The sequence below is a fragment of the Herminiimonas sp. CN genome, from assembly GCF_000622895.1.
Classification (GTDB): Bacteria; Pseudomonadota; Gammaproteobacteria; order Burkholderiales; family Burkholderiaceae_D; genus AVCC01.
In genome coordinates, this window is sequence record NZ_AVCC01000016.1 from 1 (window position 1) to 14,194 (window position 14,194).

The following is a 14,194-nucleotide window of genomic DNA, read 5'->3' on the forward strand; positions in this document are numbered from 1 at the left end:
GTTGCTGGCAATGCTCAGGTCAGAAGCTGCCCCCAAAAAATAAATGCCCTTCCTTTGCGTCGTGCTATTCCGGTGAATTTTTCCGAGGGCCGGTTCCCTTTGATGGGAAATAGAAATAGCGTTTTTTCCAAATGGAGCGTAGGTGTCATTTTTTTGATTCTGCTACTTTTTTCAGCTTTGTTGTCGCAAAGAATGGGATGGCTTCCGGATTTGTCTAAAGTGACAGTTGCTTCATCAATGAATAATCGGGATAAAACGATTCCGGGAGAGATTGCATTAGCCCCAGAGAAGGAGGTGAAGGCGCCGCGCCCGGAGGTTCGCAAAGAAGATGTCGCGATTCCACCTGTGGTGATGCCGGCATCAGCATCAGCACCTGAATCTGGGGATGCGCCAGTTGTTGCGGTTTCGGCGGCGCCTAACGATGTCGCAGAAAAAGATCAGCTAGTGCTGCAGGCGCATCAAGATTCCTGGATTGAGTTAAAGAGGGCTAATAAGAGCATTGCTTTCTCGCGTATTTTGAAGGCTGGCGAGGTTGAAAAATTTGAAATGAATGAGCCAGTCTTGTTGACAATCGGTAATGTCGCAGGAGTGAAGGTCACTTTGCGCGGCGAGTCATTAAATGCTAAGGCGGGCGTCAATGGCAATGTTGCCAGAATCAATTTGAAATAATCAGGCATGGTAAACAATACGCCCATAGCATCAGGCTCCGCTGCCCGACGTAACACTAGAACGACTGTCATCCGTCATGGCGTGCGTGAGGTTTTAGTCGGGGGAGGTGCTCCTGTAGTTGTCCAGTCGATGACTAATACTGATACGGCAGATGTAATCGGCACGGTAATTCAGATCAAGGATTTGGCTCGCGCGGGCTCCGAGATAGTACGCATTACCGTGAATAATCCAGAGGCAGCTGCTGCTGTGCCTGCGATTCGCGATCAGCTGGATAAGATGGGTATCGACGTGCCTTTGGTCGGCGATTTTCACTATAACGGTCATACGCTGTTAAACGATTACCCGGACTGCGCACGGGCACTTTCGAAATACCGTATCAATCCCGGAAACGTAGGGCAGGGCGCCAAGCGAGACACCCAGTTTGCGCAAATGATTGAAGTTGCCTGCAAATATGGCAAGCCGGTACGCATCGGGGTAAATTGGGGAAGTCTCGATCAGTCATTGTTGGCGCGGATCATGGATGAGAATGCCAAAAGATTAGCCCCTTGGCCTGCTAGCGCTGTCATGTATGAGGCTTTGGTTACTTCTGCCATAGAGAATGCGCAACGGGCAGAAACGTTGGGTATGCCGGGCAACCAGATTATCCTGTCGTGTAAAGTTTCAGGCGTGCAGGATTTGATTGCCGTTTATCGCGAACTTGCCCGCCGCTGCGATTACCCGCTGCATTTAGGTCTTACTGAAGCAGGTATGGGAAGTAAGGGTATTGTCGCTTCTACAGCGGCGTTATCTGTATTGCTGCAAGAGGGGATCGGCGACACTATTCGCATCTCTCTCACTCCTGAACCGGGTGGAGATCGCGCAAGAGAAGTAATTGTGGCGCAGGAGATTTTGCAGACAATGGGTATGCGAAAATTTGCCCCAATGGTAATTGCATGTCCCGGATGTGGTCGCACAACTTCAACTGTATTTCAGGATTTGGCCAACAGGATTCAAACGTATTTGCGCGATCAGATGCCGGTATGGAAGAAGGCGTATCCAGGGGTTGAAGGAATGAATGTCGCTGTTATGGGATGTATCGTAAATGGCCCTGGTGAATCCAGGCATGCAAATATCGGCATCAGCCTGCCGGGAACGGGGGAATCATCCGCCGCTCCTGTATTCGTAGATGGCGAAAAGAGTGTCACTCTGCGCGGTGATCGCATTGCAGAGGAATTTCAGGCAATCGTACTGGATTATGTCAAGACTCATTACGGCAACGCCACTATTGCCGTTTGAGTGTGTTCATTCAAATGCCTGTTCATCGTTGATAAGTGTGTAAATAGAATGTCGGAAAATAAAAAAATCGAAAAAATTGTTGGTGTGAAAGGAATGAATGACATTCTTCCGACTGACGCTCCGCTCTGGGAATTATTTGAAAATACCGTGCAGTCCGTATTGAAAAGCTATGGCTTCCAGCAGATTCGCACGCCAATCGTTGAGCCTACCGCCTTGTTTTCTCGAGGATTGGGCGATGTGACCGATATCGTCGAAAAAGAAATGTATTCCTTTACCGACTCGATGAATGGCGACCAACTGACGCTTCGCCCCGAATGTACGGCAAGTGTAGTTCGCGCGGCATTGGAGCATAACCTGACGTACGATGGCCCGAAACGACTATGGTATGCAGGTCCGATGTTCCGTCATGAGAAGCCGCAGCGCGGACGCTATCGCCAGTTTCATCAGATTGGCGCAGAAGCTCTCGGATTCGTCGGCCCCGATATCGATGCGGAACTGATTATGCTGTGTCAGCGTCTTTGGGACGATCTTGGACTGCAAGATGTAAGGCTGGAATTGAATTCGATCGGAAATGCGGATGAACGGAATAAGCATCGAGCCGACCTCGTAGCTTATTTCGAGAAGCATGCAGATTTGCTCGATGCCGATGCCCAACGACGCCTGTACTCAAATCCGCTAAGAATACTGGATACAAAAAATCCGGCGATGCAGACAATGGTGAATGCAGCCCCAAGATTGCTAGATTACTTGGGAGATGACTCGCGCGCGCACTTCGAAGGAGTGCAAAAGATACTGCGTCACAACAGTATTCCGTTCACTATTAACACGCGGTTAGTACGCGGCATGGACTATTACAATCGCACCGTGTTTGAGTGGGTCACCGATCAGCTTGGTGCGCAGGGCACTGTCTGTGGTGGCGGAAGGTATGATCCATTGGTTGAAATATTTGGCGGTAAACCAACGCCAGCCTGCGGCTTTGCCATAGGTGTAGAACGCATTCTGGAGCTTATGAAAGTAAGTGGAGATCTTTCGCCACCGAACCAGTGCGATGTCTATATCCTCCACCAAGGTGAAGATGCACAGTTACAGGCATTTGTTCTATCCGAGCGAATCCGCGATGCCGGCCTGGATGTTGTGCTACATTGCGCTTCCGCCAATTCCGCGAGCAGTTTTAAATCACAAATGAAGCGAGCTGATGCGAGCGGAGCGGCTTTCGCTGTCATTATTGGTAAAGATGAGATTGATGGCGGGGTTGCTGCCATTAAGGCTCTGCGTATCACTCAAACTGATCAGCAACAAGTTAGCATTGCGTTCGATGCTGTAGTGGATTATCTGGTTGACCAAGTAGTCGGCGAAGATGAGCACGAGCATATTCACTATCACCATTAACATTACAACATGGCATACGATCACGAAGAACAAGAGCAGTTAGCCTCAATCAAGGCTTGGTGGAATCAATATGGTAACCTGCTGACCTGGTTGCTCATTATTGTTATGGCAATTTATGCCGGCTGGTCGGGCTGGAATTATTATCAGCGCAAGCAGTCGGCACAAGCATCTTTACTCTATGAGGAGTTGGAGAAGTCGATTGTAGCCAAGGATAATGTAAAGACTCTGCGTGCTGCGACGGATTTGCAGACGAAATTCAGTAAGACTTCTTATGCGCAGATGAGTGCGCTTGTCGCGGCTAAAAGCGCATTTGACGCGAATGACCTGAAAGTTGCAACAAACCAGCTTTCATGGGCTATTGATCATGGCTCTGATGAGGAATACAAAGCTATCGCCAAACTTCGCCTTTCCGGTCTTCTGCTGGATGCCAAATCGTATGACGAGGCGTTGAAGCTGTTAGAAACAAAATTTCCTGCGCAGTTTGCCGGCTTGGTCGCTGACCGCAAGGGAGATATTTTCGTTTTGCAAAACAAAAACGATGTGGCGCGCTCTTCCTATGCATTAGCACTGGAGAAAATAGAGAAAAATAGTCCGATACGTCAGTTGATTCAAATGAAACTGGATGCATTGGGTAGTTCGCCAGTTAAGTCTGTAGGTTAACGAAAAATTAGGGGAAATGATGCGAATTGCAGTTAAGCTCGCGTATATAAGCGTAGTTGCGGTTTTGTCCGGATGCTCTTCGTTAAATCCGTTTGCCAGCAAGATGGAGCCTAAAAATCAACCTGCAATGTTAGTGGATTTTCAGCCAACGCTAGCGATTCATCAGGCATGGTCTACATCAATTGGCAATGCAGGGGCGTTCTCGTTCTCTCCGGCGGCTATCGGAGGTGATGTTTTTGTAGCGGCAAAAGATGGATCAATTGCGCGTTTGGATGCTATCTCAGGTAATCCTGTTTGGCGTATTAATGCCGGCATACCATTGACGGCCGGTGTGGGTAGCGACGGCAATACAGTCGTGGTAGCCGGCGAAAAAGGAACAATCCTGGCATTCGATGTCAATGGGAAGATGCTTTGGAAGGCACAAACTTCCAGTGAAGTACTGTCCGTTCCTGCGGTAGGCCAAGGAGTTGTAGTTGTTCGTAGTCACGATAATCGTATTATCGCGCTGGATGCAGGCACTGGATTGCGTCGTTGGGTTGCGCAACGAGCGGTTCCTTCTTTGACGTTACGCACAGTGCCGGGAATGACGATTGCAGGATCTAGTGTATTTGTTGGCTTGCCTGGTGGTAGGCTGTTGGCTCTGGCCTTGAATAACGGGGGAGCGCGTTGGGAGGCTGCAGTCGGAGATCCGCGCGGTACGACAGAGCTTGAGCGCATAGCCGATATTTCTGGTGCACCAGTGATTGCCGGCGAGGATATCTGCACAGTTGCGTATCAGGGTAAAGTGGCATGCTTTAATATGTCGACAGGTTCCGCGCGTTGGGCCAGGTCGTTATCTAGTGATGTTGGGATAGGAGTAGATGAGCGCTATGTTTTTGCTGCCGACGAACGTGGTGCGGTAACAGCGTTTACACGTGATGCAGGAATGAATGTGTGGCGTAACGATAAACTGATGAACCGCCGTCTATCCACCCCGACATCATTTGGGCGTGCCGTAGTTGTAGGAGATGGGCAAGGTTATATACATTTTCTTTCTCGTGAGACCGGCGCGTTTCTAGGTCGTACCAGCACAGGTGGGGGGGCGATACTGTCCGCTCCAGTTGTTGCGGGTACGAATTTGATTTTTCAAACCCAATCAGGGGCAGTGGTCGCTTTGACGACCGAGTAACAATTTGATGAAGCCGGTAATTGCATTAGTAGGCCGACCTAACGTCGGTAAGTCCACGTTGTTCAACCGCCTTACGCGATCGCGTGATGCACTGGTAGCTGATCTGCCTGGCCTTACCCGAGATCGTCATTATGGGGAAGGGCGCTTGGGAGAGCGACCCTTTCTAGTGATTGATACCGGAGGGTTCGAGCCTGTGGCCAAAGAGGGCATCATGCATCAGATGGCCAAACAGACGAAACAGGCAGTAGCGGAAGCCGATATCATCATTTTCATTGTTGATGGACGCCAGGGGTTGACTCCGCATGACAAGACAATAACGGATTTCTTGCGCAAATCTGGCAGGTCAGTCATGTTGGTTGTCAATAAATCCGAAGGCATGAAGTACACTTCAGTTGCCGCTGATTTTTACGAACTTGGGCTGGGCGATCCATATGTGATTTCAGCTGCGCACGGTGATGGCGTGATGGATCTGGTTGATGAGTCCTTGAACTTGGCATTTGCGCAGCGCCCTGACGAAACGGGAGAGCAGGACACATCTCATCAGGGAGTGAAAATTGCTATTGTCGGCCGCCCGAACGTGGGCAAGTCAACTTTGGTCAATACCGTGTTGGGTGAGGATCGTGTTATAGCTTTTGATATGCCCGGTACTACCCGGGATTCCATCGAAATTCCATTTGAGCGAGAGGGTAAACATTACACATTGATTGATACCGCTGGAATACGACGACGCGGAAAAGTTTTCGAGGCAATCGAAAAGTTTTCAGTTGTTAAAACATTGCAGTCAATTTCAGAGGCTAATGTGGTTCTGCTGTTGCTTGATGCTCAGCAGGATATATCCGAACAAGATGCACACATAGCTGGATTTGTATTGGAATCAGGTCGTGCGCTAGTTGTCGGTGTGAATAAATGGGACGGTTTGACATCGGAGAAACGCGATGAAATCAAGATGGATTTAGAGCGCAAATTGAGTTTTTTGTCTTTTGCGAAATTTCATTTTATCTCTGCTTTGAAATCAACCGGTATTGGCCCATTAATGAAGTCAATTGATGCGGCATATGTAGCAGCAATGGCTGATTTGACTACTCCTAAATTGACGCGAGCATTGATAGAGGCGGTAGAGCACCAGCAACCTCGTCGTAAAGGATCAATTCGCCCAAAATTGAGATATGCCCACCAAGGAGGACAAAACCCTCCCATAGTCATTATCCATGGAAACGCGCTCAATTCTATTGATGATAATTATAAACGTTATCTAGAAAAACATTTTAGAGAAACATTTTCACTCATCGGAACACCTTTACGCATTGAATTTCGCTCAAGTAAAAATCCGTTTGCCGGAAATTAAAATTTATGCTTCTGTAATACAGATATAAATATTAATGGATTTAAATTAATCATTTTTTACGAGTGTCGCTTGATAATTTTTAAGTCGCCACCAACTCTTAATTACAACAACAGAATGGAGCTGTCATGAGCAACAAAGGGCAACTGTTACAAGACCCCTTCCTCAATGCATTGCGAAAAGAGCATGTGCCCGTTTCGATATATCTCGTCAATGGCATTAAGTTGCAGGGGCACATTGAGTCTTTTGATCAATACGTTGTTTTGCTGCGTAATACTGTGACGCAAATGGTATATAAACACGCAATCTCTACTGTTGTGCCGGCGCGCGCAGTTAATTTAAATATAGAGCAAGAAGAGCAATGATTGATTCGTTCTTCGTAATCTAGTACGAGACGACCTTAATGCGTGCAGCCCTAGTTGGGATCGATTTCGGCAAAAATGATTTTGCTGCGAGTCTAGAAGAATTATCTTTGCTCTGCTCTTCGGCGGGAGCGGACCCTTTTGTTGTTATTACGGGCAGGCGTTCGCGCCCGGATGCGTCCCTATTCATAGGGTCAGGCAAAGCAGAGGAAATTGCATTTGCGGTGACTGAAAATCAGATTGATATCGTTATTTTCAATCATATTTTGACGCCGGCTCAGCAACGTAATCTTGAAAAATTATTAAAAGTTCGCGTGGTTGACAGAACCACTCTGATCCTTGATATTTTTGCGCAACGTGCCAAAAGTCATGAGGGAAAAGTGCAGGTTGAGCTTGCACAGTTGCAACATCTCTCTACTCGCTTAATTCGTGGCTGGACTCACCTGGAACGACAAAAAGGTGGCATAGGGTTGCGTGGACCAGGTGAGACACAGTTGGAAACTGATCGTCGTTTGTTGGGAGTGAGAGTTAAGGCTCTTGGCGTGCGGCTGGAAAAATTGCAGCGCCAACGCGAAACGCAACGTCGCGCCAGAGATAAAGGGAATGCATTCACAGTATCATTGGTCGGATATACAAATGCGGGGAAATCTACTTTATTCAACGCGCTGACAAATGCAGGCACCTATGCGGCAGATCAACTTTTCGCAACCTTAGACACGACATCGCGTCGTGTCTATCTTGGTGATGCGGGCAATGCGGTTCTTTCTGATACCGTTGGTTTCATTCGAGAATTACCCCACCAATTGGTTGCTGCGTTCAAGGCAACCTTGGAAGAGACCGTTAATGCAGATTTATTATTGCACGTCGTTGATGCGGCAAGTCCGGCGCGAATGGAGCAAATCGAGCAAGTCAACATGGTTCTGGCAGAAATCGGTGCGGATCATATTCCGCAGATGTTGGTCTGGAACAAGATTGATGTCATGGGCTTGCAGCAATCTGCGGAGTTGGATGAGTATGGTAGAATCCAAAGGGTTTTTGCTAGCGCTAAAACAGGCATTGGCCTTGATCTTTTGCGGCATGCGCTCGGTGAGTTTGCCAAGTCGCGTATGACCGTTTTGTCGGAATGTTCACCAGTAAATTGATCAAGCGGTATTCAACTCAAATAGAGTCGAATAAGCGTTTTCACTTATATTTAAGCTGGATTTGGAAACAATGCCTGTATCGATACTGAAAAAAATTAGGTTAATGTTCTCTCTCAATGATCCTCGGTGGGGCCGGGATTCTCGTGGCGATGAAAATAAAAATCATATGCAGAATGACAAAAATCCCAACAATGGACCGCCTGACTTGGATCAGTTGTGGCGTGATTTTAATCAACGGCTAAATCGTTTTTTTGGTGGGAAAAGTGGTGGAAGCAGTTCTGGTTCTAATGGCGACAGCTTTAAGCCTGATGCCAAAGGAGCAGGAATTGGAGTTGGGGTAATTGCAGCTATTGCAATTTCTTTGTGGCTGGTGAGTGGGTTTTTTATTGTTCAAGAGGGGCAAACCGGCATTGTAATGACTTTTGGTAAATACAAGAGCATGGCTCCTGCTGGCTTCAACTGGCGTTGGCCATCTCCGATTCAAAGCCATGAAATAGTGAACGTTTCTCAAGTGCGCACAGTTGAGGTGGGCTACAGATCGAGTGTTAAAAATAAACAGCCAAAAGAAGCTCTGATGTTGACTGACGATGAAAATATTATCGATATCCAGTTTGCAGTGCAGTATAAACTCAAGAATGCTTCCGATTGGATATTCAATAACCGCGATCAGGAAGAGTTAATCAGGCAAGTTGCTGAAACTTCTATTCGGGAGATTGTCGGTAAAAATAAGATGGACTTCGTACTTTACGAGGGGCGGGAAAAAGTTGCATTTGATGTTGCTCAATTAATGCAAAATATCGTTGATCGTTATAAGTCTGGTGCTCAAATTACCAATGTGACAATGCAGGGTGTGCAACCGCCAGAGCAAGTGCAGGCTTCATTTGATGATGCTGTTAAGGCAGGTCAGGACCTGGTACGTCAAAAGAATGAAGGACAAGCCTATGCAAATGATGTTATTCCAAAAGCACGCGGTGCTGTTTCACGTTTAATGCAAGAGGCTGAGGCATATCGATCAAGGGTAGAGGCAAATGCATTGGGTGATGCATCCCGTTTTAATCAGATTTATGCAGAATATCAAAAAGCACCAGCTGTTACGCGCGATCGTATTTATTTGGACACGATGCAGTATATTTTTACCAACACAACCAAGTTAATGGTGGATGTGAAAAATGGTAATTCCTTGCTTTATTTGCCATTGGATAAGCTAATGGCACAAACGAGTGCGAGTGGCATTCCTGCTGCCAATCAAAATAGTGCGTCTAATGCAGTGCCAGGTTCTGCACTGGATTCTTTGCCATCCAGTGGCAGTCTGCAACAGAAAGATTCCCGCAGTAGGGAGTCGCGTGATTCCCGTGGTCAGGAGACTCGATAATGAATCGCGTAATTTCTTATGTTTTTGTCGGCTTGATTGCTCTTTGGGTTTTTTCATCGACTCTGTTTGTCGTTGATCAGAGGCAGTTTGCAATTGTGTTTGCTCTGGGAGAGGTTAAGCAGGTTATTAAGGATCCGGGGTTGCATTTCAAATTGCCGCCGCCATTTCAAAATGTTTTATTTCTTGATAAAAGAATCCTAACACTTGATACACCTGATGCAGATCGTTTTATAACAGCAGAGAAAAAAAATATCTTGGTGGATGCATTCGTGAAGTGGCGAATTATAGATCCGAGACTATATTTTATTAGCTTTGGAGGCGATGAGCGCCGTTTGCAGGACCGGATGTCCCAGATTGTAAAAGCCGCACTAAATGAAGAAATCACCAAGCGTACTGTGCGTGAAGTCATATCTGGTGAGCGCGGCAAAGTAATGGAAGCTATTCAGAAAAAAGTTGGCAACGAAGCTAAAGAAATTGGAATCGAAGTTGTTGATGTGCGATTAAAAAGAGTCGATTATGTAGAGCAGATCAATAACTCAGTTTATGATCGAATGAAATCCGAGCGTGCGCGGGTAGCTAATCAGTTACGATCAACGGGTGCTGCTGAGTCGGAGAAAATTCGTGCCGATGCGGATAGGCAACGTACGGTTCTTTTGGCTGAGGCTTATCGTGATGCCGAAAATATCAAAGGGGCAGGTGATGCGAAGGCTTCACAAATTTATGCTCAGGCATTTGGTAAAAGCCCTGAATTTTATAAGTTCTATCGCAGCTTGGAGGCATATCGTGCCAGTTTTAAAAACCGTAGTGATGTGATGATTGTCGATCCTGGCTCCGAGTTTTTTAAGTATTTCAAAAATTCTGGCAACGCAAATTTTATCGGGAAAAAATAGAATCGCAATTACGATGCAGTTAATTTGATTGAATTGCACCGTGCTAATGTCGTTTCAAGCATACGATCCCATATATTATTAGTTGGTTATTTTTGTGCGAGATTTAAATGATCTCGCGCATTTTCTTTTTTAAGTATCCTTTTTTATGCCTAGTTGGCTTCTTCCCGAACACATTGCTGATGTTTTGCCATCAGAAGCACGCAAACTCGAAGAGTTAAGGCGTTCGCTGCTTGATAATTTTCGTCTATATGGTTACGAGCTCGTCATGCCGCCTTTATTGGAGTATCTCGAATCTCTTCTGACGGGAACTGGCCAGGCGATGAATTTGCGCACATTTAAGTTGGTCGATCAGTTATCTGGCCGAACAATGGGGCTGCGTGCCGATATGACCACACAGGTTGCACGAATAGATGCGCATTTGTTGAATCGTGTTTCTGTCACGCGGCTGTGTTATGCAGGAAGCGTCTTGCATACCCGCCCCTCTGGCTTGCATGCCACGCGTGAACCTCTGCAAATTGGCGCTGAAATATACGGGCATGCCGGACTTGAAGCCGATGCTGAAATCCAAAAATTAGTTTTGACATCTCTTAAGCTGGCGGGGATTACGCAAGTACGTCTGGATTTATGTCATGCGAACGTATTGCGAGCTCTTTTGAGAAATGATGAACGCGCGACCCAATATGAAGCGGAGCTGTTCGCGCTATTGGAGGCAAAGGATATACCCGGGTTGATGTCAATCTCGACAGAATTTTCTGCGGTGACACGAAATGCTTTGTTGGCACTGCCGGCTTTGTATGGAGATATTTCAGTAATTGAGCGTGCGCGTGCCGTTCTGCCTAACCTGCCGAATATATTGCAAGCGCTGGATGAACTTGATGCGTTAGCGACGCTTGTTGGTGCTGCAAATATTACAATTGATTTGGCGGACTTGCGTGGGTACCACTATCATAGCGGCGTGATGTTTGCTGCTTATGTTCCAGGGCTGCCGAATGCTGTAGCTAGGGGGGGGCGCTATGATCATGTTGGCGAAGCGTTCGGAAGAGCGCGGCCTGCCACGGGATTCTCAATGGATTTACGTGAATTGGCGCGGTTGTCGCCGATGGCTAAGCGAAAACAGGCAATCCTTGCACCTTGGAGCGGTGATTGTTTATTGCAGGAAAAAATTACTGAATTGCGAAAGGCGGGAGAAATTGTCATTCAGAGCTTGCCTGGCCATGAAAACGATCAAGACGAATTTGATTGCGATCAGGTGGTTGTATTCGAAAACGGAAACTGGATTCTCAAAAAATTAGGTTAAGTGATGTTACAAAATAACTGTGTTACCAAAAATGTGGTTGTGGTCGGCACCCAATGGGGTGATGAGGGCAAGGGCAAAATTGTTGATTGGTTAACAGACCACGCACAAGGTGTTGTGCGGTTTCAAGGCGGACATAATGCGGGCCATACGCTCGTCATTAACGGGAAAAAAACAGCTTTACAGCTTATTCCCTCAGGAATAATGCGAGCTGGTGTCGCTTGTTATATCGGTAATGGTGTGGTGCTTTCCGTTCCGGATCTATTGCGTGAAATTGATAAATTACAAGCAGTTGGAGTGGAAGTTGCATCGCGATTGAAGGTGTCTGAAGCTTGCCCGATTATTCTGCCTTATCACACTGCATTAGATGCGGCCCGTGAAATTGCTCGCGGAAATTCCAAAATTGGTACAACAGGCAAAGGCATCGGCCCGGCTTATGAAGATAAAGTGGCGCGCAGAGCGATCCGCGTAGCTGATCTCATGAGCGAAAGTCGTTTTGCTGAAAAATTGCGTGAAAATCTTGATTATCACAATTTTGTATTAACGCAATATTTGAAGGCTGACTCAGTCGATTACCAGAAGACATTAGATGATGCGCTCTCAACTGTGCCGCGTTTAGCTCCTATGGTTGCGGATGTATCAAGCGCACTGTATGCGGCGTATAAAGCAGGTGGGAATTTATTGTTCGAGGGGGCTCAAGGTAGTTTATTGGATGTTGATCATGGAACCTATCCCTTCGTGACATCAAGTAATTGTGTGGCCGGAAATGCAGCTGCGGGGGCAGGAGTGGGCCCCAACATGCTGCACTATGTTCTTGGTATAACCAAGGCTTATACTACGCGAGTCGGCTCAGGACCATTTCCCTCGGAGTTGCCGACCGATCAAGGTGTCGGAGAGCATTTGTCTCGCATAGGGCATGAATTTGGAACCGTCACTGGGCGTGCGCGCCGGTGTGGCTGGTTTGATGCGGCATTACTGCGTCGTTCAATGCAAATCAATGGTGTCTCTGGTATGTGTTTGACCAAGCTTGATGTGTTGGATGGTCTGGAATCTCTTAAGTTGTGTACCGGATACCAACTTGATGGCAAGGTCGTCGACATTTTTCCGGTCGGTGCGGAAGATGCTGCCCGTTGTGTGCCAATCTATGAAGAAATTTCGGGCTGGAGCGAGTCGACTGTGGGCGCTAAGTCTATAGACGCCCTGCCTGCCAATGCTCGTCGTTACATTAAAAGAATAGAAGAACTGGTGGATGTACCGATTGATATGATATCTACTGGGCCAGATCGTGAAGAAACTATCGTACTTCGACATCCATTTAAATAAGTAAAAGACCACGTTCGTAGAACGTGGTCTTGCCTATAGACGTTGCCCAGTTCGGTTAACATTCAGGCATGGATTTGCTCACCGAACTGACCCTCGCCCAACGCGATCCCACCGTGATCGGGCAGGTGCGGGCTTTGCTCGATCAAGCCGAGAAATCCAAACAATTGCTGGCGCAAAGCGCTGCCAAGCTTGCAAAGGACTTCAAGATTGCGGTGCTGACGCTGGAACTGGCACACTACCGCAGTGTGCCGCTTTGGCAGTTTCTTGTGATCATATTTTCAAGTACAGACCCAATAAATTTTTTGCGTTATGAATCTGCGTGCCTACCATTCGAGGCGAGTTTGTCGTCGGTTCAGCTCACGGTAACGGGAAGGCGTGATGCCCAGCGCTGCGCGAAAACGGTTGCTGAAATGGCTGGGCGAACTATAGCCGCAGGCCATCGCCACCTCGGTTAGCGACAATCGCTCCTGTACCAGCAACTGGCGTGCCTTGGATAGTCGGCGTGTTTGCAACCAGACATGCGGCGGCATCCCGAATGAGATGCGAAACATGTGCGCAAAATGGGTTTCCGACAGTGCCGCTTCGGCGGCCATCGCACCTAGCGTGAGCGGCTGGTCGATACGGTTATCAAGCCATTCGATCATACGTCGGCGTAGCGCTGCCGAGAGCCCACCCTTCAAGCGCGGATATTGGCGCGGCTCCAGTTGGGACTGAATCAGTTGTGCCACAGCCTGATGCGCCAGCGCGTTACCTTGCAGGCGCTGGCCCGGATCGCTCCAGTCCAGTCGGGGCAGCGCATGGCACAGTCTGGCCAGTTGAGGATTATCAAAAAAAGTTTGTTGCGGCAGACACATTTCTCGAGGTTCGCGATCCAGCAGGGTCAGAGTTTGGCTGGCGAACTGTTCCGGCGAAAAATACAAGTGCAAAAAACGCAGATGACCATTGACTACCCAGTCGGTCTCTTGCCGGTCCGGTAATACACACAGTCGCCCTGGTGCGCCGCGCTGTTCCGGCCTGCCGCGCAGGAAAGTGTCATAGCCGCCATCCAGATAGCAAGACAGCGTGTGATGTCCCTGCGGCGCATAACTGACCGCATCCAGCTGATTGCGCCAGATCGCCAGCGCCATGCCGTCGCCCAGCGTGACCGCACCTTCCAGTTGCGCGCTGGAATGGCTAAGCCGGTTGAATACATGGAGGCGGTTGAGCGCGTCGTTCATCTTCACATGATAGCGGTGGCCGGACGCGTCGGTATACCTAAGCGTAAAGCAAGCGCAAAAAAACGCAAGAGCGTGCAAGACATACTGCTGC

At 47.9% G+C, this 14,194-nt stretch carries 13 protein-coding genes; 12 read left to right on the forward strand and 1 reads right to left on the reverse strand.

Annotation, left to right across the window (positions count from 1 at the left end; all coding sequences use genetic code 11):
- The 12 genes from HMCN_RS17350 to HMCN_RS18570 all read left to right on the forward strand — a co-directional run.
- On the forward strand, nt 1–669 hold a 669-nt coding region (locus HMCN_RS17350; protein ID WP_035625972.1), incomplete at its 5' end, for a DUF4115 domain-containing protein.
- 6 nt (nt 670–675) lie between these two features.
- The gene (gene ispG / locus HMCN_RS0105500; protein WP_025916434.1) at nt 676–1,944 is read left to right on the forward strand and encodes a flavodoxin-dependent (E)-4-hydroxy-3-methylbut-2-enyl-diphosphate synthase; all 1,269 of its coding nucleotides are present in this window, start codon (nt 676–678) and stop codon (nt 1,942–1,944) included.
- 48 nt (nt 1,945–1,992) lie between these two features.
- Nucleotides 1,993–3,333, forward strand: coding sequence for a histidine--tRNA ligase (gene hisS, locus HMCN_RS0105505; protein WP_025916435.1), 1,341 nt, complete (start codon nt 1,993–1,995; stop codon nt 3,331–3,333).
- A gap of 9 nt (nt 3,334–3,342) precedes the next feature.
- The gene (locus tag HMCN_RS0105510; RefSeq protein WP_025916436.1) at nt 3,343–3,993 is read left to right on the forward strand and encodes a tetratricopeptide repeat protein; all 651 of its coding nucleotides are present in this window, start codon (nt 3,343–3,345) and stop codon (nt 3,991–3,993) included.
- Between the two features lie 16 nt (nt 3,994–4,009).
- Nucleotides 4,010–5,161 (forward strand): outer membrane protein assembly factor BamB, encoded by a 1,152-nt coding sequence (gene bamB, locus HMCN_RS18565; protein ID WP_369792137.1) that lies wholly within the window; start codon nt 4,010–4,012, stop codon nt 5,159–5,161.
- 7 nt (nt 5,162–5,168) lie between these two features.
- Nucleotides 5,169–6,506 (forward strand): ribosome biogenesis GTPase Der, encoded by a 1,338-nt coding sequence (gene der, locus HMCN_RS0105515; RefSeq protein WP_025916437.1) that lies wholly within the window; start codon nt 5,169–5,171, stop codon nt 6,504–6,506.
- Nucleotides 6,507–6,631: 125 nt separating this feature from the next.
- Complete coding sequence (gene hfq / locus HMCN_RS0105520; RefSeq protein ID WP_025916438.1) at nt 6,632–6,868, forward strand: RNA chaperone Hfq; 237 nt, start codon at nt 6,632–6,634, stop codon at nt 6,866–6,868.
- A 38-nt stretch (nt 6,869–6,906) separates the two neighbouring features.
- Nucleotides 6,907–8,007 carry a GTPase HflX gene (hflX, locus tag HMCN_RS17355; protein WP_035625976.1) on the forward strand — a complete coding sequence of 367 codons (1,101 nt, stop codon included), beginning with the start codon at nt 6,907–6,909 and terminating at the stop codon, nt 8,005–8,007.
- 70 nt (nt 8,008–8,077) lie between these two features.
- Complete coding sequence (gene hflK, locus HMCN_RS0105530) at nt 8,078–9,379, forward strand: FtsH protease activity modulator HflK (RefSeq protein ID WP_025916439.1); 1,302 nt, start codon at nt 8,078–8,080, stop codon at nt 9,377–9,379.
- A complete protein-coding gene (gene hflC, locus HMCN_RS0105535) occupies nt 9,379–10,269 on the forward strand; it encodes a protease modulator HflC (RefSeq protein WP_025916440.1) in 891 nt (296 codons plus the stop codon). The genes hflK and hflC overlap by 1 nt, the downstream gene beginning before the upstream one ends.
- A gap of 145 nt (nt 10,270–10,414) precedes the next feature.
- Nucleotides 10,415–11,566, forward strand: a complete 1,152-nt coding sequence (locus tag HMCN_RS0105540) for an ATP phosphoribosyltransferase regulatory subunit (protein WP_025916441.1) — start codon at nt 10,415–10,417, stop codon at nt 11,564–11,566.
- Between the two features lie 3 nt (nt 11,567–11,569).
- Nucleotides 11,570–12,886 carry an adenylosuccinate synthase gene (locus HMCN_RS18570; RefSeq protein ID WP_081801421.1) on the forward strand — a complete coding sequence of 439 codons (1,317 nt, stop codon included), beginning with the start codon at nt 11,570–11,572 and terminating at the stop codon, nt 12,884–12,886.
- A 323-nt stretch (nt 12,887–13,209) separates the two neighbouring features.
- Here the strand turns inward: HMCN_RS18570 and HMCN_RS0105560 are convergent, their stop codons facing one another.
- On the reverse strand, nt 13,210–14,103 hold the full coding sequence (locus HMCN_RS0105560) for a helix-turn-helix domain-containing protein (protein ID WP_025916443.1): 894 nt from the start codon (nt 14,101–14,103) through the stop codon (nt 13,210–13,212).
- Nucleotides 14,104–14,194 lie beyond the last annotated feature (91 nt).

Bases quoted from the DNA above. Each gene is read 5' to 3' on its own strand.
- HMCN_RS0105510 (WP_025916436.1), top strand. From the start codon at position 3,343: ATGGCATACGATCACGAAGAACAAGAGCAGTTAGCCTCAATCAAGGCT.
- hflX (WP_035625976.1), top strand. From the start codon at position 6,907: ATGCGTGCAGCCCTAGTTGGGATCGATTTCGGCAAAAATGATTTTGCT.
- hisS (WP_025916435.1), top strand. From the start codon at position 1,993: ATGTCGGAAAATAAAAAAATCGAAAAAATTGTTGGTGTGAAAGGAATG.
- HMCN_RS0105540 (WP_025916441.1), top strand. From the start codon at position 10,415: ATGCCTAGTTGGCTTCTTCCCGAACACATTGCTGATGTTTTGCCATCA.
- der (WP_025916437.1), top strand. From the start codon at position 5,169: ATGAAGCCGGTAATTGCATTAGTAGGCCGACCTAACGTCGGTAAGTCC.
- hflC (WP_025916440.1), top strand. From the start codon at position 9,379: ATGAATCGCGTAATTTCTTATGTTTTTGTCGGCTTGATTGCTCTTTGG.
- ispG (WP_025916434.1), top strand. From the start codon at position 676: ATGGTAAACAATACGCCCATAGCATCAGGCTCCGCTGCCCGACGTAAC.
- hfq (WP_025916438.1), top strand. From the start codon at position 6,632: ATGAGCAACAAAGGGCAACTGTTACAAGACCCCTTCCTCAATGCATTG.
- HMCN_RS0105560 (WP_025916443.1), bottom strand. From the start codon at position 14,103: ATGAACGACGCGCTCAACCGCCTCCATGTATTCAACCGGCTTAGCCAT.
- bamB (WP_369792137.1), top strand. From the start codon at position 4,010: ATGATGCGAATTGCAGTTAAGCTCGCGTATATAAGCGTAGTTGCGGTT.
- HMCN_RS18570 (WP_081801421.1), top strand. From the start codon at position 11,570: ATGTTACAAAATAACTGTGTTACCAAAAATGTGGTTGTGGTCGGCACC.
- hflK (WP_025916439.1), top strand. From the start codon at position 8,078: ATGCCTGTATCGATACTGAAAAAAATTAGGTTAATGTTCTCTCTCAAT.